Origin of the sequence: Paraburkholderia sp. GAS206C (assembly GCF_050435645.1) — a bacterium.
Lineage (GTDB): Bacteria > Pseudomonadota > Gammaproteobacteria > Burkholderiales > Burkholderiaceae > Paraburkholderia > Paraburkholderia phenazinium_B.
Genome location: NZ_JBNDKR010000020.1, coordinates 1 through 20,859, shown reverse-complemented (window position 1 = coordinate 20,859; position 20,859 = coordinate 1). Strand labels below are relative to the sequence as shown.

Below are 20,859 nucleotides of genomic sequence, written 5' to 3'. Positions count from 1 at the left end.
ATTGTCCTCAAGCGAAGTTGCCGTCGGCCAGCTGGTTTCCTACTGACAAGTGACGCAGGCGCTTGCCGGTCGCTGAAAAGATGGCGTTTATAAGGGCTGGCGCCAGAACCGCACACCCTGCTTCACCTATTCCGCCCGGCGATTCGTTGCTCTGCACTACGTGAACTTCGATGCGAGGTGTTTCATGGATACGCAAGATGCGATAGTCATTGAAGTTGCCTTGCACGACTCGACCTCGATCGATTGTGATGCCTCCATATAGCGCTGCAGTGATGGCGAAAATCACGCCTCCCCGAATCTGCGCGTCGACTGTATCCGGATTGATTACATGCCCGCAATCTACAGCGATCACTACCCGCCGCACGTGGACTTCGCTATTCCGAACGTCTGCTTCGACGACCGCAGACAGAAAGCTGCCAAACGCATGCATCACTGCCACCCCACGTCCGGCGCCGGCATCAAGGGGTTGGTCCCATCCCGCCTCACGAGCGACGACATCGAGAACATGAAGCGCACGCGGTGTAGGCGACAGCAGCGCCCGACGATAAGCGACGGGATCGGTCTTTGCCCGCGCTGCCAGTTCGTCGATAAAACTTTCAACGACAAAGGTTCCTCGTACCGGTCCTACGCCACGCCAGAAGCCGGTGACGATTCCACGCGGCTCCTGTCTGACATACTCGATCCTTTGATTGGGTATCGCATAAGGCAGATCGGAAGCGACGGCAACGGCGTCCCGGTCAAGACCGCCTTTGAAGTACGTCGGCTGAAAACGCGCAAGTACAGATGAGCCGGCCACAGTGTGCCGCCAGCCTACGGGCCAACCGTGTTCGTCGAGACTAGCCGCGATCTTGTCGTGGTACATGGGCCGAAGCGTACATTGACGAATGTCTTCCTCCCGCATCCACGTAAGCTTGAGCGGTGCATTCACATGCTTCCCGATCTGCAAAGCCTGGATGACAATGTCCACTTCGCTGCGCCGGCCAAAGCCCCCACCAAGGAGCCGGTTATGGAGGACGATTCGCTCCCGCGGCAAGCCCGTATAATTCACGCCGGCGTCCACTGCCCAAACCGGCACTTGCGTTCCGGTCCATATGTCACAGCCGTCCGGCCTGACATGAACTGTGCAGTTTAGTGGCTCCATGGGAGCATGTGCGAGGAACGGCTGACCGTACTCGGCCTCATAATGCAGGGTGTGTTTGGCGAACGCTTCCTCCACATCACCGACCTGCCGCGACACGACCCCGCTTCTCAATGCCGCCGTTTGCAGATCCCGCTGCAGTATCTGTGTATCGAGCGACGCGTTCGGGCCGTCATCCCATTCGATCACCAAGGCTTCGAGACCTCGCTTTGCTGCCCAGGTATGATCGCCGACGACCGCGACAGTGCGTTCGAGCGTAACGACCTGGCGTACACCCGGGATTTTTCGGGCAAACCGGTCATCAACCGCTTTGACCTTACCTCCGGCCACCGGACTTGTAATAGAAACCGCGTAAAGCATCCCCGGAACCCGGACGTCGATACCAAATACCGCGCTTCCATTAACTTTCTCTGGGGAGTCAAGGCGTTTCACTGGCCTGCCAATAAGGCGGAACCGCCGCGGATCCTTCAGCGTAACGGTCTTGGCGAGGTCTTTCGGGATCGGCAAACTCATAGCCATCTCAACCAGTTGCCGGTACTCCAGCGTGCGGCCGGTCGGTCCATGAATGACCCGCGCATTCTCAGCATGACAGCTCTCAGGGGGCACCTTCCACTGACTGGCCGCTGCCTGAATTAACAAAACTCGTGCGGCGGCCCCCGCGCGTCGCAGGGGTTCCCACGCATAGCGTATTGAATTCGATCCCCCCGTAATCTGCGCACCTAGCAGCGGATCGGTATAAAGCTCGGAAACCGGAGGCGAGGTCTCGATTTCGACATTGTCGAGAGATACTTCGAGTTCCTCAGCAATCAGCATCGGAATTGATGTATAAACACCTTGCCCCATTTCCACCTTAGGCATGACCAGCCTGATACGTCCATCCCGTGCAATACGGACAAACACATTCGGGACGAAATCGCTCTGCGTATCAGTGAGATCGGAAGAATCAACTAGCGGATTGCCCGCTCTCAATACTGGAGCCGCAATTACCGGCAAACTAACGCCAAACAGGAGCATTCCGCCTACGGTTAAACCAACACCGCCGCCAATCCTCAGAAACGCACGCCGGCTGTACTCGACCCCGTTCTCGTCGATCACGCCGCCTCCGCTGCCAGGTGAATGGCTGCTCGAATCCGCTCGTATGTCCCACAACGACAGATGTTTCCTGCCATTGCAACATCAATGTCCGCGTCCGTCGGTTTCGGGGTGCGGCCAAGCAGTGCGGCCGCTGACATGACCTGTCCCGACTGGCAATAACCGCATTGCACTACATCAATGTCAAGCCATGCCTGTTGCACCCGCTTCCCGACAGGCGAGTTGGCCACGGCTTCGATGGTGGTGACCTTGCGGTTTGCCAGAGTGGCCACCGGGGTCACACAAGCGCGGCCAACGTCGCCGTCCAGATAAACCGTACACGCGCCGCACTGGGCAATGCCACAACCGAACTTGGTTCCGGTGAGACCAATCACGTCTCTCAGCACCCAAAGCAGCGGCATATCACCTGGAACATCCAGCTCGTAGCCCGTACCATTGACATGCAGGAACACCATTGCTTCTCCAAAGTTTGTTCAAACGAAAGCGGGAGCCACAGGATGGGAACCAAGAGCCAGCCTGCTTACGGATTTGCGTCAGCGATGGGCTGGATGGAAGTGCACAACTTCAGCGGTCATTGCGGAGCTGATGCGCCGGTTGCCGTACTAACGGTTTTCAGCGGCGTTGACCCGGTGTGCTCCGCAGTGGATGAAGCATCCTCCGGGAAAGCCGTTTCCCAACCACCACCGAGGGCCTTGTACAGGGTCACAAGATTGACTGCAGCGTCCGCCTGACTCTGCGCCAGCTCGCTTTGAGCGGCCAGCAGGTCTTTCTGTACGGCGAGCACGTTGAGGAAATCAATGGCACCCTCACGATACCGTTGCTGCGCGACCGAAAGCGCGAGCTGGTCCTGCTGCACCACCTCCTTCAAATTATCACGGCGGCGCTGCTCGGCATCGTAGGCGGACAATGCGTCATCCACTTCATGCCACGCCTGCAAGACCGTACGCTGGAAGCCGATCGCTGCTTCCTGTTGCTGGGCCTTGCGCAACTGGAGCGTGCCCCTGAGTCTTCCGCCCTGGAAAATGGGCATCGAAATGGAAGGACCAAAGACGAACTGATGCGAAGCCCAGTCACCCAGACTCGAAAGCTGAAGCGACTGCGAACCAAGACTACCCGTGAGCGAGATCTGCGGATAGAAGTCAGCCTGGGCAACGCCAATCTCGGCAGTTGCAGCATGCAACTGTGCTTCCGCACGCCGGATGTCGGGGCGGCGTCGTACCAGTTCCGACGGAAAGCCGATCGGCGCACGAGCCGGGAGCGATGGAATGTCGCGCGGGGCTCCCAACATCTGTGCGAGTGCACCGGGTTGTTCGCCGAGCAGGAAGCTGAGTGCGTTGATAAGTGCGTCGCGGCGCGCCTGCAGCGGCGGCAGCCGCGCTTCGATCGACGCAACCTGCGCCGATGCGTTGGCAACATCGAGGGGGGTCGTAGCGCCCTCGGTCATGCGCAATCGTGTCAGCTTGACGGTAGAGTTGGCGAGCGCGAGATTCTGGTTCGTGATGTCAAGCAGGGTCTGTGTAGCTCGTAACTCGATATAGTCACGGGCAAGTTCGGCTTGCGCGGAGAGCAGGACAGCGCGGCGTTCCTCAGCCGAGGCCTGCACTGCCGCGTTGGCTGCTTCCACGCCGCGCCGCGCATGGCCCCACAGGTCCAGCTCGTAAGACGCATCGAAGCCGTACTGCCATAGGTTGTAGGGCGGCGATCCGCTCGAGCCAGGTAAGCTGGAAACACCGAATGCGGTTTCTCCATTCGCGGATTCGGGCTGCACTCCTGCGGGAGTGGTGCCCAGCAGCGAAAAGATGCCATTCGGGCTCGCCCGCTCCCGGTCGTAAGACGCAGCACCGCTTAACGTCGGATACAGTTCCGCGCCTGCAATGCGTAACCCGGCGCGGCTCTCCAGCAGGCGAACCGAGGCGGCCTTGACGTCGAGATTGTCGGTCGCGAGCCGCGACTCCAATGCCACCAGGTCCGAGTCTCCCAGCAGGGACCACCACTCGGGCGCGAGCGTGGCCTCGACGGGTCGGCTCGGCGCCTCAGCCTGGTTGGCACGGGTGAAATCATTGGGTGCTGAAACATTGGGCCGCTGAAAATTCGGTCCGAGCGTGCAACCCGCAAGCATGGCACCTGACAGCAGAGCTAGCAGAACGGGCCGAATAGACAAGGAGTGTGCCATCAGTTTGTCCCCGCCTCTTTAACTGATGTGTCACTTGCTGCGACATCGACCGTCGGCTCGACCGAAAGGCCCACGCGCAACCGGGCTACGCCCGGCTGACCCGGATCGAGGATGATCTTCACCGGCATGCGTTGCACGATTTTGGTGAAGTTGCCCGTTGCGTTGTCTGGCGCGACCGGCGCGAACGCGATACCCGTCGCCGGCGCAACGCTGTCGACATGGCCGGTCAAGACAAGACCCGGAAAGCTGTCCACTGTGATGCGAGCCGGCTGATGCGGGTGCATATGGTCAAGCTGGTTTTCCTGAAAGTTGGCGACGACATAAGCCTGTGACAGCGGTACCACGGCCAGCAACGGCGTACCCGCAGCAACGATTGCGCCAACTCGGATCGAGCGCTGGCCGACCATACCGTCTATCGGTGCGCGGATTTCCGTATAGGAAAGGTTAAGCTTCGCCTGATCGAGCGCGGCCTGGGCGCGCGCCAACTCGCCGAGCGCTCTGGTGCGCCCCGCACGCAGAATATCAAGATCCTGCTGGGCAGCTTGCAGCGCAGCACTGTCGCGATCGTGGTCAGCCTGTTGCTGATCGAGCGTGGTCACGGCGTGCTGCTGCTCCTCCATCGTGCCGGCGCCGCCAGCGGAAAGATTGCGATAGCGCGTGGCGTTGGCGCGCGCGAAGTCAATGGCGGCTTCGTCGGAGTGCAAGGTCGCTTGCGCCTGTGCGACGACTGCGGGATGCTGCGCAATCTTCGCGTCAAAATCACCCACGGTGGCCGCGGCTACATTCAGGTCACCCTGCGCACTGGCAAGGGCGGCGCGATAGTCGCGGTCATCGATACGCGCCAGAAGCTGGCCCGCTTTCACCACCTGGTTGTCGTCGACCAGAACCTCGGCAATCTGGCCAGCAACACGCGGTGCAACAAGCGTGTAATCGGCGGTGACATAGGCGTCGTTTGTCGACTCAGCGACGGGTTGTTGGGAGAGCAGCTTTGTGCCGCCCCAGCCGCAGCCGGCTAATAGGAGGGCCAAGGCCCCAAGCAGGACGGGCTTTCTGGATGGTCGGGTAGATTGTGACATTTTCGATGTGTTCAGCGAGAAGTTGTCTGGGTGGGCGCGCGGGGCGGACGGACACGCACAGGCACGATGGGAATGAGCAGCACAAGGGCGGCGGCAAAGACCGCCATGACGAGATAGAGGTCCGCCGACATTAGTACGATCGCCTGCTCATGGATCCTGCTGGCCAGTTGCGTAAACGTCCCCGCGTGATCGGCGGCCTGTCCGGCGATCAAAGGTGCGCCGCCCAACTGGTCGACGAGCATCGTGGAATGGTAGTGTTCACGCGCGGTGCCAAGCCCTTCCACCAGCCCGATGCCGATCGCCCCGGCAAAGCCCTTCACCATGTTGAACATGGCCGACGCAAACGGGCCCTCGGTTGGCGGCAGTCCGGTAGTCGTTTGCAGTAGCAGCGGAATCACGGCCATCGGTTCGCCGACCGTTAGAAGCGCCTGGAGCAGGTAGAAGTTCTCGCGCACCCAGTCCGACGTCATGAAGGTGCCGAGGGCACAAGAGAGCGCGATCAGGGTCAGTCCAATCCCCAGCACCCAGCGGCAATCAACACGTTCGATGTTGAGGATCGCCGCCGTGAGCGGTAGCGCGACAAGCTGCGGCAGGGCGACGACCAGCGCCAGTGGTGCAATCTGCAGCGGCCGATACCCACGCACCTCGGTGAGATAGTCGGCTGGAATGACAGACACCGCCAACAGGATCACCAATACGCCAGCAAGCGTAATCAGCGAATGGGTGAAATTGCGTCGAGCCAACAACCGCAACTGGAAAAAAGGCAGCGGGTGCGACCACTCGTTCAACAGGAACATACAGAACAGCAGCCCCCCTCCAACGAGCAACAGGCAGATCAGCGGCGAATTGAACCAATCCAGCCGGTCGCCCTGGTTAAGCCCGATCACCATCATCGAGATGGCAGGAAAACCGGTGAGCAAGCCGACCCAGTTGAATGTGCGAAAGCGTTCCAGCCTCAGCGGATCCTGCGGCAGACCATAGGCGATCGCCGCGCTGCTCATGAGGCCCAGCGGCACTACCTGCCAGAACACCATGTGCCAGCCGACGTATTCGGTCCACAAGGCGGCTAACGGCGTACCCAGGTTGGGTCCGAACGTCGCGGTGAGCGCATAGCTGGCAAGCCCATAAAGTCTGACGTTGGGCGGCAGGTACCGAAGCGCCGCCGTCATCAGCATGGGCGGCAGGCATCCACCGGCAAGCCCCTGCAGCGCCCTCAGGACCGCGAGCGTTCCAACATTGGTGGCGAACGGGCAAAGGAAGCCCAACAATGCGAAAGCGAGGACCGCGCCGATGGTGAAACGTCGCAGCGAGAAGGTCACTGAGCACCAGGGCGCGAAGGCCATGGCGGTGACGTTGGTGGCCTCAAAGAGCGCGGTCAGCCAGGTTCCCTCGTCGTGGCCAATCGACAGCGCGCCACGCACGTCGATCATTGCCACGTCGGTGACGTGTTCGTTCAACCCCGCGGTAAACGAAGCGAGCAGTACGCCCACCAGTCCGATCGCAAGCCGTAGTCCGAAAGCGGGTGGCGTGGGCGCAGCGGGGGCCGGTGGCGCAGGCGCGGCAGCAGCCACCGGCATCTGCGGGCTTGGCACGGGGGGCGCCAGAAGTTCGACAGTTGTCATACTGATGAATCCGCAAACGCACACGCAAGCGTGAAAGGCACGCTTAGGCGAGCAGTTGTAGGGCAGATCGCTGTCATAGCTGCAGCGGCGCTGCAGACCCATCGGGACCGCGACCTACGCGTGGTGAGAAAATATGTACAGAAACTCGGCATGGTTTACACCCGGTGTGTTTGGAACAGTTTGTGTACTCTAGCAATTCCTGATTTGACCGTACCGTCAAGGGATGCCAACCATCGTCGCGATACGGACAACTGCTCTGAAAGAGATTTTCCCGCTTCAGCCGGGTACTTCACCAGCAACAACCCGCATCGGCCTGCGATGAGGTGGCCAGCCTGTTAATGCGCTGCCGTCGGAACATAAACGCCCTAAGACATCGGCGTGCCTGCCTGCATGCACCCCTTCGAGGTATCGGGAATAGAAGCAAAAATTCAATGTCGCTTCGTCTTGCCGGCCACCTTTCGGCCAACCTCAATTCATTCATTTCCGCCCGCTCAAATAAGCGGTTGGTGCGATCCCGAGCGTGCGCCGGAACATCGCGGTGAAGGCGCTCGGACTGTCATAGCCATGCTCCATCGCGACCTGCAACACCGAGGCGCCCGCAGCGAGACATGGCAGGCTTAGCAACAGCCGCATGCGGCGCAGCCACTGCCCGAAGCTCATCCCAAGTTCGCGATGGAACATTCGGGCGAGGGTTCGCTCGCTGACGTTGATTCCGGCGGCCAGATCTGCGAGTATCACGGGTCCGGAAGGGCTTGCGATCAGTTGCTCGCACAAGCACATGAGTCGCGGGTCTCGAGGCATGGGCACGTGCAATTGCAGCCGCGGCGCTGCTTCGAGCTCATCGAGAATCAGCTCCATGACCCGGTGATCCCTACCCCCAAGCTCGTAGTCCAGCGGTACGCGCGTCGCGGCGACGATTGCCTCGCGTAGGAACGGGGACACTTCGATGACCTCGCACGCATCTGGAAGACCGGGACGGGCATCAGGGGCGACAAAAACCGTGCGCATGCTGACGTCGCCAAAAAAGCGCACGGCATGGTCCGATCCAGTCGGCATCCACACGGCACGTCCCGCGGGTACGACCCAACTCCCGTGCTCGCTTATGACCGTCATGACACCACTAAGCGCATGAATCAGTTGCGCACGTAGGTGGCGGTGCGGCGGAAAATAATAGCCGTGCAGATAGTCGCTTGCCAGGGCCGCAATTTCTCGGGGAGATTGTTGGCAATCCTCAATGGTTCGAAAGATTTCCATAGTGCGAAAAGTGTAGCTGTTCCTAAGCAGGTCGCCGGAATCGAAAATTTCACGCATCAACTGCAACGACGCACGGCGTCCGGCAACTGCCGAGGCAGTGGACCGGCATCACGGTCGTCTCCTGCGTGGCCAGCTCTTCCTTTACGCTTTGATAGAGAGCATGTCCGAATCCTGTGAATGCATTCTAGGTCTGGGGGCGATTTCAGGCTTATCGCAGCGTCCTATCGGTTATCAAACAGTCGAGCCCGTGAGCGGGCCTTATCCGGAATTCGTGGTTTTTTCGCACGCTCCCGTGACTCTGCCAGCACTCGCTTATCAGACAGTCCACTTTTTCAGGATCCACGCGTGCTAGCCTGTAAAAACTAAAGGCCGCCCAGCGACTGCGACTGGACGGCCACTTTGAACATCTCGGGTGACATGTTTGCTGGACGTCAGGAATTCGCCCGGCGGCTTTCCTACACGGAGATGGAGATCAAAGCCTCGAGGCGAAACGCGACAGCGCGTTTCTCGCGCCGGCCATTGGCGTAATTACGCAACCGCCTACGAGGCAGAACAGCGGGGCATCACCAGAGAGTTTGTTGAAAGAAGCGAGCGCTTCACCAGTTCACCTGTCGGCTCAAACCCCGGGGCCGGTTACTACGAGCTTACCGAACGAGCCTCGCTCCAAGTGGTCCAGCGCGGCTGGGAGCTGGTCGAACCGATACGTTTTCTCGATCACAGGTTTCAGTTCTTGCCAGTCAACCGCGCGCACCAGGTCTTCTAGTGCGCGGCGCGGCCCGACTCCAATGCCCTGCACCGTGGCGCGCGCCTGCAGCAGCGGGAAAACGGAGGTCCGCAGCTCGTCTCCCTGCAGAATGCCGATAACCGATATACGGCCAGCTTGTGTCAATGACAGCATCGACTGGCCGAAGTTATCTCCACCGGCCAACTCCACAACGTGGTCTGCCCCGCGTCCTCCAGTGATCTCACGCACCGTTGCGGCCCAGTTCGGCGTCCGCTTGCGATTGATGCCATAGGCGGCGCCCAGATGCCTGACGCGTTCCAACTTGTCGTCGTCGCCGGAAATCACGATTACGCGTGCCCCCTGTGCTGCCGCAATCTGCACTGCGAACAGGGCGACGCCACCGGTTCCGATCACAACCACGGTGTCGCCTGGACGAGTCGATGCACTCTCGGTCAGCGAAAACCAGGCGGTCAGGCCGGCGCAGGTTAATGTGCTAGCCTGAGCCGGGTCCAGCGAACGCGGAGCAAGCACGAGCGAGTCCTCGTTGAGCACGACATACTCGGACAACATGCCTGGCCCTGGCGCGCCGAACATCACGCTAGTTTGTGGCTGGACGCCATCGACCCAGCCGGAGAAGAAAGTGTTGATCACCGCGTCGCCCACCGCGAAGCTGGTGACGCCCGGTCCCACCACGACAACCTCACCGCTCATGTCGGAAGCTGGCACGAAGGGCAACGGCAATGGCATGCCCATCCCATCGTGGGTGATCCGCAGATCACGGTAGTTCAATGCGATTGCCTGTACCTTCACCAGCACCTGACTAGGGCCGGGCACCGGTACAGCGACTTCGGCCAGTTGCAGATTTGTGCGACCATAAGCAGGCAATTGCCAACGTTGCATCGAGAGCGGCATGGTGTTCTTCCGTATTAACATGATGACAGCCGCAGAATAACGATTCTGTGGACTACAGAGTGCATCATATTGATCGGCAGTATGCAGATAAAATGGAACCAATAAGTGGAACCTGTTTCACATGATCGGCTGGCCGGAATTAGCGCCTTCGTGGCTGCAGTAGAAGCGGGAAGCTTCGCGCAGGCAGCGGCACGATTGAGGCTGACCCGCTCTGCAGTAGGCAAATCAATCGCCCGACTTGAGGCACGGCTGGGGTCCCGACTCTTCGTGCGAACAACGCGCAGCCAGAGCCTGACTGACGACGGCCAGGTCTTCTACGAGCGTTGTGCCCGTGCGCTGGAGGAGCTGAACGCCGCGCAGCAAATCCTCGAAGCAGGGCGCGACGAGCCGGTAGGTCGGATACGGGTAAGCGCGCCGGTAGTTTTCGGTCGTTTGCACGTGACGCCCGTTTTGCTAAGTCTGGCAAAGCGCTATCCGCGACTCCAGCTTGAAGGGATCTTCACTGATCGCCTGGTCGACTTCGTCGACGACGGCATCGATCTCGCAATACGCAGCGGTCTCCTCGCCGACAGCGATGCGATTGTGGCGCGCCGGCTCGGCGAGCAGCGCATGATACTTTGTGCGTCACCGGCCTATCTCGAGAGCAACGGAACGCCACGTGACCTTGCCGATCTCACCGCGCACCGAGGCATCAACTATATGCGTGGGGGTCGGATATTCCCATGGCCACTGACGGACGCCACTGGACGTAAGGTGGAAACGGAAATTGCACACAGGATTGGATTTGATGACATCGGGGCGATAGCTGCCGCTGCTGTCGATGGCGCTGGGCTTGCACACGTCCCGTATTGGCTGGTGAACGAACATTTGCAGTCGGGTGCGCTCGTCGGCGTCCTCGGTGAAGCCTCGTCGGTAATGGTCCCGTTGCACGCTATCTGGCCCCGGACGCGCTACCTGCCGTACAAGTTGCGTGTAGTGATAGACACACTGCTGGACGCCATTCCACCGTCCCTGCAGCCGGCAAACAAGCTTGCCGATCCGGCATACTCGCCTTGATCTGCACGCACAAGCTCAGGCATTCCTGGTACTACTGTACGTGCGGCCGCCTGACTTCACGAGCGCGAAGACCGGCAAGCGGAATGCGATGATCTCGCCAATCTCGCATCACGACGTCCCAGCTCACTGCCTTGGCACCGGGTGGCGCGAATGCCTTTTAAAAACGCTGGTTTGCCAATCCGACGTTCACCTCGTCGAGCGAGCGGGACATGTCGTGCAACACTGAGACTATGAGCAACACGGGGCTGTCTTATGTTGCGGTTACTGATCCAGTCTGAGTCGGAGCAACCGTCGAGGCGCTCGCAACCCCAGCCCAGCAAAGCGATGTCTTCAAAGAAAGCGGCACAAGAATCGATAAAGCGAACTACCGCACGGAATCTATTTCTCACGTTCAAAGGATTGTCCGTTGAGTGATCGAGTTGAAACGTCGGTCACAACTAAAGTTCGTGGCACCTGCCGGGAACGGTCACGGTCGTGGAAGCGTTGCATCCAGTGCGGATACGGCAGGCCCGGCCGCGGTACACGATCGAGCCGTTTCAAGCTGGTCTCCGCCGTACGCACGATGTGTAAGCGACCGAGTCCTAGCTGACTGGGACCAGCGCCAGTGCGCAGCCGAACTTTGGTCGCGACGAGCATGCGCCGAATGTGCAGTAGTTCATAGTCCAGACCCCTACCTAACCTCAACATGGATTGCGACGGCGGCGGGATTGATGCCCCGCCGTCTGGTGGCGGAACGACTGACAATATCCCGAATGCGGACTAAAAGCAGTGTTCGGGCGCAGGGAATTCTCTCGACTTGACAGCCTTGATATAGGCGCCGATAGCAGCTTCGATACTCGGCATTCCATCCATAAAGTTACGCACGAAGCGAGCGGTCTTGCCGGGAAATATTCCCAACATGTCGTGCATTACAAGGACCTGACCGGAACAGTCTGGACCAGCGCCGATTCCGATGGTCGGTATTTGAAGCAGGTCAGTCAGTTCTTTGCCCACCGTCGCCGGAATCGCTTCAATGAGCATCAACGATGCGCCCGCCTCCTGGAGTGCTACTGCATCCGCTTTCAATCGTTCGACATCCTCAGCTTTCTTTGCCTGAACCTTGAACCCACCAAGACGGTGAACCGATTGCGGTGTCAACCCAAGGTGGGCACACACGGGTATGCTGCGTTCCGTTAAAAATTTCACGGTTTCGACCAACCAGGCACCACCTTCGAGTTTGATCATTTGTGCGCCCGCCTGCATCAATCTCACAGCGCCTTCAAACGCAGACTCGGGCGTCCCGTAGGTGCCGAACGGCATATCAGCGGCTACCAGCGCAGATCGATTTCCGCGGGACACACACGCCGTGTGATACGCAACATCTTCGAGGGTAACTGGCAAGGTTGTGGTTTGGCCTTGCAACACGTTGCCCAAGGAGTCGCCAATCAGCAGCATATCGATTCCACAGCGGTCCATCATCGAAGCAAAGCTTGCGTCATAGCAGGTCAGCATCGCAATCTTCTCACCGGCTAATTTCATGTCCATCAGCGCTGGTGCTGTGGTCGCCTTGCGCACGGCGCTTTTGCTCTCTTGAAGATAGCCGGTCATTTAAAATGTTGTCGTTAAAGAAAATTTTTTCAACGCCGGAATGGGACTGCCGGGTGCGACGCTGATGAGGGCCTTCGTCGACGAGAACGCCCGATCGAGGTACGTGGTCGTCCGTTAGACCAGCACGTGGCCACCATCGACAATAATGACCTGGCCCGTGCTAAAACCCTGTTGTATCAGGTAAAGATACGTTCGAGCAACGTCGCTTGCCTCTCCAACCCTTCGCACAGGCATCTTTTCGGCGATGTGATCATAAAGACCATTGCGATCAGCTTCACTCATATTGTCCCACAAGGCCGTGCGCAAGACACCGGGCGCTACGGCGTTGACTCGCAGCGGCGCAAGCTCGACCGCCAGGGTGCGAGTCAGTGACTCGATCGCGCCAAGAATGCTCGACGGGATCGCCCAGGCAGGCAGCGGGCGCGACGACGCCACTCCGCTTGTGAGCGTGATAGAGCCACCCGCGCGAATCAGCGAAGCCCCGTATTTAACGGCCTTGAGCGCACCCCAATAGCGCACTTCGAAAGCCTGCTGCGCAGCCTTAATGCTGACATCGGCAAGGTTTTGCAGGAGCAGCGCTTCACCGGCCGTGTAGACAAGGTGGTCGAATGCGCCGACGCGCGTGAAAAACGCGCTCACCTGTGCCTCGTCGGTAAAGTCGAGCGACTCTCCGCGAGCGCCTTGAGGCAGTCGGTCCACTGCAGCTGCGACGCGTTCACGGTTGCTTGATGCGATGATGACCTCGGCTCCGGCTTGCGCCGCAGCTTCGGCCACAGCAAAGCCAATTCCCGAGGTGCCGCCCGCTACGACGACCCGGCTTTTCTGGAGGGTGACGTTGGATAGTTGATTGTTTCCCATGCTCGAAGTTTCGTAAGAAAGAAAGACCACGCGACGACGTAGAGCATAAGGCAGCACGCACCGCCTTAACTGATCTCTACCCTATCGCAGCTGCGAAAGAGTGTACTTGTTTAGCGACAATCGCGTCGACCCAATCGACCGATCGCCCGCGACACCGACAATCCGATTCGACAGAAATAATTTTCCCTATGTCAACGCAAAGTGTAAATTCGGACCCGATAGCTTCACCGCATTTTCCGCCTCGTAGCTGATAGACCATCGCAGCAGTGGATCATTCACACTGGGTGGATGGAATGCGCGCAGGGGTACTGCGCGCCCAGACTACATGCTCAGGTCAAACACTTTTGGCATCCTCACTGGGCGTCCGGAATTGAAACGCAACGGGTAAAGGTACGACGCGTCCTAGTTGGACTTCGACACTGCTGACGGCCCTGATTCCGACGAACCGGACACATCGCCGCCGCCGATCCCTTCCGAACGGTGTTTCTCAGCCACCTTGGCTTCAGCAGCCTGAATTTCCGCCGGATAGGTAGTTCGACCCTGGCCTGGGCGCCAACCAGTTTGTTCGAGCTCAACCAACTCGGCGCGAACCTGCGCCCGGGTGAGCGGACCATTTGATTGGGCAAAGGAGGCAACCGGGATGGCGAATACGCCGGCAACGACAATGGCTTGCATGAGGGACTTCACGATAAATTAGCTCCGTATTTCCGGTCTTGCCACGAACACCTTTGTTCATGGACTTTCATTTATATTTTAGATATCCGAATCTTTTTTATAAACGCCACAATGCGGAAAACACTGTTACGGAGTTGCGCGCCAACGCAAGCAAACCAGCTCTTTCGTTCCAGACCTACTACGCTATGGTATCGATACAATAAGCAACACTAATTTCATGCGAATTTTTCGTTCGCAAAGTACAGCAATTTCCCAATGGCGTCGCACGCCATACCAGCACGCGGAGCTGTCGCTGCGCGCCTGTAGTCAGAAGGCGAAACGCCAGTATGCTCCTTGAAAAAGCGTGAAAAATTGCTAGCCGCAGAGAATCCCAGTTCATCGGCGACGTTTATCAAGGGTACATCTCCGATCGCCAGCTTACGAATCGCCTCTTCAAGGCGAATTGCGCTCCAGAACACCTGCGGTGTAGTGTTGAGTTGGTCGCGGAATAGCGCAAACAGTCGTGCTCTCGACAATCCTGCCTCGCTCGCAATCTCGTCGATTGTAGTGCGCACATCAACTCTTTCGCGCATAAGCACTATTGCCAACCTCAACTTGCGACTGAGCAGCGGGACGCCCGCAGTCAACGGACCCGGTGAGTGTGCAACCAGCGATGTCTGGATTGAACCACTAATGAGCTCCTCTGCTGCGACCTCAATCTTCTCTTGTAGCTCCGGATGGAACATTATCAGGTCCAAGACCTTCCAGAGACTGGCGCGCAACTCGGGACTGATGGCAATACGAGGGGAGGTAAACACGAACGGCCTACCTGTTATCGCGGCCCTTTTGTCCAACCACTCTTTATTGATATACACCGAAAGGAAAACGGCTGGCGAACTTGACGACAAAAGCTTCCCGTCGTGCTGTTCGAATGGCTTAACCGCAACCGCATGCGTTTCGCTAAAGCGGAAAACCTGCGTACCTATCCTCGCCTCAGCGTCGGCGCCGCCGAGCCACCAGACGATATGCGCTTCCGAGTGCGCGTGGGAAACCAATCCCGTGCGCAGTGGCAGCAGCGAAATGCGACCGAACGCTCCTTCGTGCATGGCAAATGTCTCGGGCATCATCGTCTCCTACAGTAGTTTCACAATTGGTTAACGCCTATCAATTCTTCACTTTTGCTTCAGTATTCCTAATTTCTACGGCAGATCGGTCCAACGTGATGTTGCCTGTTTCCATTTCAGATGAAGCGAAGTGCAGCCTGTCACTTCAGCTCTGCCGTTCATCGCCGACGTGATCGAGATGGCATCACCACCTCGAACAGTGCCAGGGGTCCGATGCGGACCATGTGCGGGGCGGATGTCGCCAATCTGCACCGCACCGCTTTACGGGTAACCTCAATGCAGCGAGCGACCGGCAACTCCGCCACCTTCAGCTATGTGAGAAAAAACACTGCTTTCCGCGCCGAACAGCCAAAATCTGGCTGTTCTTGAATTTCAGCGCGAAGCGTTTAGATGTGAACGACCTCATTCCTCAGAACGCCGATACGATCGATTTCATTTTCGATGACATCGCCTGGCAAGCAATAGCGTGTCGCCGCAACCAATCCCTCCTGACCTTGCCACTTTCCGCCGAGTTCGGCGTCGGTTGACCAGGCTGTGCCTGCGGGCGTTCCGGTCAGGATGACCATACCGGGACGCAGAGTGAAGTTGATCGAGAAGAAATGAATCAGGTCTGCGCACGTCCAGATCATGTCTGAAGTCGGGCTTGATTGACGCAACTCTCCATTGATCCGGGTACGCAGCATCAGGGTCTGCGGATCGCCGATCTCATCAGCAGTGACAATGGACGGTCCTAGCGGCGAACTACTGTCGAAGGCTTTGCCACGACCTACTTCGTACCACGTGAAACCTTCAGGCGATTGGCGAACCTGCCGATCCCGGGCGGTGACGTCGTTGGCGACCGTATAGCCGAAAACGTAATCAAGCGCCTTTTCAACCGGAATGTGTCGACCCTCCCGACCGATGACAATAGCCAGTTCGGTTTCGCAATCGAGCTTCTGTGTAAGTTCGGGGTCGTAGACGATCGGCTCATCCGGTCCTACCACGCAGTCCGACGTCATCACAAAAAACTCGGGTTCTTTGCCGCTGATAGGAGCGCCCACCTTTTCGGCGTTGTGCGCGCGATAGTTGCTACCACTGCAGAGAATAGTCGAAGGCAAAATCGGCGAGGTCAATCGCACGTCACCAAGCGAATGCCTGCCCTCGCCCGAACCCACAATTGCGTTCGCCACTTCCCGGCCAGCCGCGCCGGAACGAATGAAGCTAGAGGTATCAGCCAACAGAGCGCTGTTCTCCGATCTTGCTCCAATCTTGGTCGCTAGCGGATCGACAATCTTGTCGTCGACCAGAAAACCAAGTCGACGCTGGCCGTCGACTGTGAAATTAACGATCTTCATCTTTATCCTTTGCTCTTGGGGGGTAACCGTGTTCATTGGTGATGGCGACATCTCGCCCTCGAAACCAAGGTTATACCATTAACGTCTTTGGTTCAACCAAAAATGCATCAGCATCGCACTTCCCTTCCCCACTTTCGGACCGCCAATTCCGATTTCGCACGGGAGGACGGAACGTCCCACCAGGCACCAAGGTCACTGGAAAACGGCGTCCCATCCCATAGCCGGGCACGGATCGACGTTTGCCCCAGATTCGGTTTGCCTAGGCAGAAATGTCCGCCAAGGCCGCGACTACGGGGCGCATCGAAGTGCAGTGCAGCACAGTAATTCTTTAGTTTCCATGCCTCTGGATTGAAACCAAGTAGTTGACAACGGGGTGTACCAAGGACTACATTGGTGCAACCAATGGACATTTTGGTGAAACCATTTGCCCAATTCTGATCGGGCGAGACCAGATGGATTCAAGGAGAGCGTGTGATATGGAGAAGCTTGATTTTGGCGAGGCGCACGTTCATCGACGCGTCGGTCGCTTGGCCAACGTGCCATGTTTTGCGAATACCCCTAACCCGCGAATTCTCGACGCGGCGCTCCGGACCTACCCGTTCGCGCTAGAAACTGACCTTGGAACTCCAGAAACTGGAGGGCCGCTGTGACAGCGGACCGTCCAAATGGCGGTGATTCCGCTTCTTCCGTGCACCGGGAGACAAATCTTCGTGTTCGCCTTCGCAAACGCGAGCCTTTTCTCGCGCTTTTCTCCATCATCCCGGCGGTCGAGCTCGTTGAAATCGCTGCTCAGTCCGGATTCGACGGCATCATTCTGGATACAGAACATGGCAGCTTTGGAACCGAAACGCTACCCGCTTTGATCCTCGCAGCACGGGCCTACGGCATTTTTCCTATTGTCCGCGTGCGATGCAATGATGCCTCTCTCATCGGTGCGGCGCTCGACGCAGGTGCGGCAGGCGTGCTGGTCCCCCAGATCGGGTCAATGCAAGAGGCAACACAAGCGGTACGAGCCGCCCGCTTCGCGCCGCAAGGTTCGCGTGGCGCCAACCCCTGGGTGCGAGCTGGCGGCTATGGTTGCTCTCCACGTTGGTTTGAGACGGCAAACGACGAAACCGCCGTTCTCCTGATGATTGAAGGCGCCGGGGGACTGGCAGCACTTGACAGCATCATGGGCATCGCCGATCTCGACGGCATCTTCCTGGGTCCGGTCGACCTGTCCCATGCACTGGGAGTGCCCGGACAAATCAATCATGAAACGGTGCGTGCAGCAATTACCACGACGATTAACCACGCCCTTGAGGCCAGCGTCGCGCCGGGGGTTTTCTCGCCCACGGCAACGGTGGCAAAAACCTGGCTCGATTGTGGCGCGAGGTTCGTAGCGATCGGCGTTGACACAGCACACATCGGTTTCGCCCTCAGCAACCTCGTTCAAGACGTTCGATCCACCGCTCAGGCTACCGGGCGCATCCAGAACTGATCACTAGCAAGGAGTTATACGCAATGACCAAGACGAAAGTAGCGATCATCGGGTCCGGCAACATCGGGTCCGATCTGATGATCAAGGTAATACGAAACAGTAAGTATCTGGAAATGGGTGCAATGGTTGGCGTCGATCCCAATTCAGACGGCCTCGCACGTGCATCTCGTCTGGGCGTGGCGACAACCGCCGAAGGTATTGACGGCTTGCTGGCCCTCGATGTATTCAAGGATATCGACATTGTCTTCGATGCGACTTCCGCCGGTGCACATAAACACCACAATGAAGTGCTACAGGCGCGCGGTGTGCAGGTGATTGACCTGACTCCCGCCGCTATCGGCCCATACGTCATTCCCGCCATCAATCTGGAAGAGGAAAACGCGACGAACATGAACATGGTGACATGCGGCGGGCAAGCCACCATTCCAATCGTTGCGGCTGTCTCACGCGTTGCAAAGGTTCACTACGCGGAAATCGTCGCGTCGATTGCGAGCAAGTCGGCGGGGCCGGGCACTCGTGCCAATATCGACGAATTCACTGAGACCACGCGCAGCGCGATCGAGAAGCTCGGCGGTGCAACGCGTGGGAAGGCGATCATCGTTCTCAATCCGGCCGAGCCGCCGCTCATCATGCGAGATACTGTGTTCGTCCTCTCCGAAATGGTCGATCAACAAGCCATCCAGGAGAGCATTGAGAAGATGATCGCAAAGGTGCAGAGCTACGTGCCAGGTTATCGACTTAAACAGCAGGTGCAGTTCGACGTGATTCCTGCTGATAAACCGTTGAACATTCCCGATGTCGGTCTGGTACACGGCCTGAAGACTTCGGTGTTTCTCGAAGTCGAAGGAGCAGCACATTATCTGCCTTCGTACGCCGGCAACCTCGACATCATGACCTCCGCCGCCCTCGCCTGCGGCGATCTGGTGGCACAACGTCGGCTGGCTTCAGGCATCACACGCGGCATCAAGGAGGCTGCACAATGACTCTCAACAAAAAGATCTACATTTCCGACGTGACGCTGCGCGACGGCAGCCACGCCATCCGGCATCAATATAGCGTCGCTAATGTCAGGTCAATTGCAGCCGCTCTTGATGCAGCTGGCGTCGACAGCATGGAAGTTGCGCATGGCGACGGCATTGACGGCTCAAGCTTCAACTATGGATTCGGCGCACATAGCGACGTAGAATGGATTTCGGCGGCCGCTGAGAGTGTGAAGACTGCGAAGATTGCTACGCTGCTGATTCCTGGCATTGGCACCACGCACGATCTTCGCAACGCATACGATGCGGGCGCCCGCATCGTACGGGTCGCTACGCATTGCACAGAGGCAGATGTCTCGCGCCAGCACCTTGAATTCGCGCGCGAACTAGGCATGGATCCGGTCGGCTTTCTGATGATGAGCCACATGACGACGCCTCAAAAGCTTGCCGAGCAGGCAAAGCTGATGGAAAGCTATGGCGCAACCTGCGTCTACGTCGTGGACTCGGGCGGCGCACTTGGTATGAACGATATTCGCGACCGGTTCCGTGCATTTAAGGATGTGCTCAAGCCCGAGACACAGACGGGGATGCATGCACACCACAATTTGAGCCTTGGCGTGGCGAATTCGATCGTTGCCGTAGAAGAGGGCTGCGACCGCGTCGACGCAAGTCTAGCCGGGATGGGTGCGGGGGCGGGTAACGCACCGCTCGAGGTGTTCATTGCCGCCGTGGAGCGTCAAGGCTGGAACCACGGTTGTGATCTGTACAAGCTGATGGACGCCGCCGACGATCTCGTCCGACCGTTGCAGGACCGCCCCGTGCGCGTGGACAGAGAAACGCTCGCGCTGGGTTACGCAGGCGTCTATTCGAGCTTCCTGCGCCACGCAGAGCTCGCAGCCGCCAAATACGGCCTGAAGACGGTCGACATCCTCGTCGAACTTGGCCGCCGGAAAATGGTGGGGGGACAGGAAGACATGATCGTGGATGCAGCCCTGGATCTGCTTCGACGGGATGCTCGCCCTGTCGCCCAGCACGGTTAGGATTGCTATGCCAGTGAGGGGCTCCTGGAGTGATCAATCCCGGAGCCCCTCACCAATCCACCCCATCGAAATGATGGCGCTTTCTGGCAATGCGTGTGATGGCGCGGTCGCCGATATCAACACGCTGGCACGGGCGAGGCGGCCGCGAAGATCCACGTGACGCCGCTGCCGCCGTTCAGATATCCTCAACCTCCAATTCATCAAGCGCTTTGGACATAAGACCGGCGCGTCTCCATTGGACCCATTTGATATAGCACGTCTGTAACGGCGGAAAGTTAGCCGGTAACCTGTGCCGCTTCTCGTTGCAGGCTATGACCCAAAGAATCGCCTTCAGTACGTCCCGCGGATCCCGCGCGGGGCGCTCAAACCGCTGCTGCGAGCCTTGGGAGAATAAGTGACCGACATGCTGCCAATCCCGTTCAGCACTTCGATGTCCGTTGTGCGGTCGAGTACAGGCATGGTCGGACGTTTACGCATGATCCAATTAAACCGCTTCTAGAACGTTCGTCAGTGCGCGCCCTTTCAGGGGACGCTCCAGCAGTGAGACATGCGAAACCGCAACGGGCGATCCGGTGATGGATCGCCCCGCTGTAGAGAAAAGGAATCACGAGGTTCTACGTATTCCCCTGAACCACCTTGAACACGTTAACAGTTCGCCTGCTACATGCCGGGTGTCGGGATGAGCCGCTTGTAGTAGACCCCGTCCTTCATCACGACCTTGATGTTGTCGCGGTCCTGGAGAAGCTTGATGTTCT

The 20,859-nt window shown here is 58.4% G+C and carries 16 protein-coding genes and 1 pseudogene; 4 read left to right on the top strand and 13 right to left on the bottom strand.

All coding sequences use genetic code 11. The features are described from left to right. Positions 1-7 precede the first annotated feature (7 nt). The 7 genes from P3T20_RS36790 to P3T20_RS36760 all read right to left on the bottom strand — a co-directional run bounded on the left by P3T20_RS36790 (position 8) and on the right by P3T20_RS36760 (position 9,991). Entirely contained in the window at positions 8-2,233 is a 2,226-nt protein-coding gene (locus P3T20_RS36790) for a xanthine dehydrogenase family protein molybdopterin-binding subunit (RefSeq protein ID WP_074267570.1), read from the bottom strand. Beyond that, entirely contained in the window at positions 2,230-2,685 is a 456-nt protein-coding gene (locus P3T20_RS36785; protein ID WP_074267569.1) for a (2Fe-2S)-binding protein, read from the bottom strand. Before P3T20_RS36785 ends, P3T20_RS36790 begins: the two co-directional genes overlap by 4 nt. A gap of 116 nt (positions 2,686-2,801) precedes the next feature. Further along, a complete protein-coding gene (locus P3T20_RS36780; protein ID WP_083611635.1) occupies positions 2,802-4,403 on the bottom strand; it encodes an efflux transporter outer membrane subunit in 1,602 nt (533 codons plus the stop codon). Beyond that, entirely contained in the window at positions 4,403-5,479 is a 1,077-nt protein-coding gene (locus tag P3T20_RS36775) for an HlyD family secretion protein (RefSeq protein WP_074267567.1), read from the bottom strand. The genes P3T20_RS36780 and P3T20_RS36775 overlap by 1 nt, the downstream gene beginning before the upstream one ends. A gap of 11 nt (positions 5,480-5,490) precedes the next feature. Continuing rightward, positions 5,491-7,101, bottom strand: a complete 1,611-nt coding sequence (locus P3T20_RS36770) for an MFS transporter (protein ID WP_074269327.1) — start codon at positions 7,099-7,101, stop codon at positions 5,491-5,493. Between the two features lie 477 nt (positions 7,102-7,578). Then, positions 7,579-8,412: an AraC family transcriptional regulator gene (locus P3T20_RS36765; RefSeq protein ID WP_367117612.1), complete on the bottom strand. Its 834-nt coding sequence runs from the start codon at positions 8,410-8,412 to the stop codon at positions 7,579-7,581. Positions 8,413-8,971: 559 nt separating this feature from the next. Then, on the bottom strand, positions 8,972-9,991 hold the full coding sequence (locus P3T20_RS36760) for a zinc-dependent alcohol dehydrogenase family protein (protein ID WP_171991643.1): 1,020 nt from the start codon (positions 9,989-9,991) through the stop codon (positions 8,972-8,974). Between the two features lie 105 nt (positions 9,992-10,096). Between P3T20_RS36760 and P3T20_RS36755 the strand changes: the two genes are divergently transcribed. Further along, complete coding sequence (locus P3T20_RS36755) at positions 10,097-11,047, top strand: LysR family transcriptional regulator (protein WP_074267566.1); 951 nt, start codon at positions 10,097-10,099, stop codon at positions 11,045-11,047. A gap of 759 nt (positions 11,048-11,806) precedes the next feature. Here the strand turns inward: P3T20_RS36755 and panB are convergent. From panB to P3T20_RS36730, 5 genes are all read right to left on the bottom strand, one after another. Beyond that, positions 11,807-12,634: a 3-methyl-2-oxobutanoate hydroxymethyltransferase gene (panB, locus tag P3T20_RS36750; protein ID WP_074267564.1), complete on the bottom strand. Its 828-nt coding sequence runs from the start codon at positions 12,632-12,634 to the stop codon at positions 11,807-11,809. A 114-nt stretch (positions 12,635-12,748) separates the two neighbouring features. Further along, the gene (locus tag P3T20_RS36745; protein WP_074267563.1) at positions 12,749-13,492 is read right to left on the bottom strand and encodes an SDR family oxidoreductase; all 744 of its coding nucleotides are present in this window, start codon (positions 13,490-13,492) and stop codon (positions 12,749-12,751) included. Between the two features lie 402 nt (positions 13,493-13,894). Beyond that, a complete protein-coding gene (locus P3T20_RS36740; RefSeq protein WP_074267562.1) occupies positions 13,895-14,179 on the bottom strand; it encodes a DUF4148 domain-containing protein in 285 nt (94 codons plus the stop codon). Positions 14,180-14,382: 203 nt separating this feature from the next. Then, positions 14,383-15,273 (bottom strand): helix-turn-helix domain-containing protein, encoded by an 891-nt coding sequence (locus P3T20_RS36735; protein WP_253190078.1) that lies wholly within the window; start codon positions 15,271-15,273, stop codon positions 14,383-14,385. A gap of 383 nt (positions 15,274-15,656) precedes the next feature. Further along, the gene (locus tag P3T20_RS36730; protein WP_074267560.1) at positions 15,657-16,604 is read right to left on the bottom strand and encodes a fumarylacetoacetate hydrolase family protein; all 948 of its coding nucleotides are present in this window, start codon (positions 16,602-16,604) and stop codon (positions 15,657-15,659) included. A gap of 646 nt (positions 16,605-17,250) precedes the next feature. Here P3T20_RS36730 and P3T20_RS36725 point away from each other — a divergent pair. Genes P3T20_RS36725 through dmpG form a run of 3 tightly spaced genes read left to right on the top strand, consistent with a single transcriptional unit; the run spans position 17,251 to position 20,104 of the window. After that, complete coding sequence (locus tag P3T20_RS36725) at positions 17,251-18,084, top strand: HpcH/HpaI aldolase family protein (RefSeq protein WP_083611633.1); 834 nt, start codon at positions 17,251-17,253, stop codon at positions 18,082-18,084. Between the two features lie 23 nt (positions 18,085-18,107). Next, a complete protein-coding gene (locus P3T20_RS36720) occupies positions 18,108-19,067 on the top strand; it encodes an acetaldehyde dehydrogenase (acetylating) (RefSeq protein WP_074267559.1) in 960 nt (319 codons plus the stop codon). After that, positions 19,064-20,104 (top strand): 4-hydroxy-2-oxovalerate aldolase, encoded by a 1,041-nt coding sequence (gene dmpG / locus P3T20_RS36715; RefSeq protein WP_074296360.1) that lies wholly within the window; start codon positions 19,064-19,066, stop codon positions 20,102-20,104. The genes P3T20_RS36720 and dmpG overlap by 4 nt, the downstream gene beginning before the upstream one ends. A gap of 175 nt (positions 20,105-20,279) precedes the next feature. On the opposite strand, the pseudogene P3T20_RS36710 reads toward dmpG, so the two are convergent. Next, positions 20,280-20,510: pseudogene (locus P3T20_RS36710) on the bottom strand (transposase); the annotation flags it as partial. Positions 20,511-20,859: the final 349 nt, after the last annotated feature.

What these genes read in the sequence shown, in the direction of transcription:
- P3T20_RS36765 (WP_367117612.1), bottom strand. Translation starts at nt 8,412, where the DNA reads ATGCGTGAAATTTTCGATTCCGGCGACCTGCTTAGGAACAGCTACACT.
- P3T20_RS36760 (WP_171991643.1), bottom strand. Translation starts at nt 9,991, where the DNA reads ATGCCGCTCTCGATGCAACGTTGGCAATTGCCTGCTTATGGTCGCACA.
- panB (WP_074267564.1), bottom strand. Translation starts at nt 12,634, where the DNA reads ATGACCGGCTATCTTCAAGAGAGCAAAAGCGCCGTGCGCAAGGCGACC.
- P3T20_RS36775 (WP_074267567.1), bottom strand. Translation starts at nt 5,479, where the DNA reads ATGTCACAATCTACCCGACCATCCAGAAAGCCCGTCCTGCTTGGGGCC.
- P3T20_RS36720 (WP_074267559.1), top strand. Translation starts at nt 18,108, where the DNA reads ATGACCAAGACGAAAGTAGCGATCATCGGGTCCGGCAACATCGGGTCC.
- P3T20_RS36730 (WP_074267560.1), bottom strand. Translation starts at nt 16,604, where the DNA reads ATGAAGATCGTTAATTTCACAGTCGACGGCCAGCGTCGACTTGGTTTT.
- P3T20_RS36780 (WP_083611635.1), bottom strand. Translation starts at nt 4,403, where the DNA reads ATGGCACACTCCTTGTCTATTCGGCCCGTTCTGCTAGCTCTGCTGTCA.
- dmpG (WP_074296360.1), top strand. Translation starts at nt 19,064, where the DNA reads ATGACTCTCAACAAAAAGATCTACATTTCCGACGTGACGCTGCGCGAC.
- P3T20_RS36745 (WP_074267563.1), bottom strand. Translation starts at nt 13,492, where the DNA reads ATGGGAAACAATCAACTATCCAACGTCACCCTCCAGAAAAGCCGGGTC.
- P3T20_RS36785 (WP_074267569.1), bottom strand. Translation starts at nt 2,685, where the DNA reads ATGGTGTTCCTGCATGTCAATGGTACGGGCTACGAGCTGGATGTTCCA.
- P3T20_RS36735 (WP_253190078.1), bottom strand. Translation starts at nt 15,273, where the DNA reads ATGATGCCCGAGACATTTGCCATGCACGAAGGAGCGTTCGGTCGCATT.
- P3T20_RS36770 (WP_074269327.1), bottom strand. Translation starts at nt 7,101, where the DNA reads ATGACAACTGTCGAACTTCTGGCGCCCCCCGTGCCAAGCCCGCAGATG.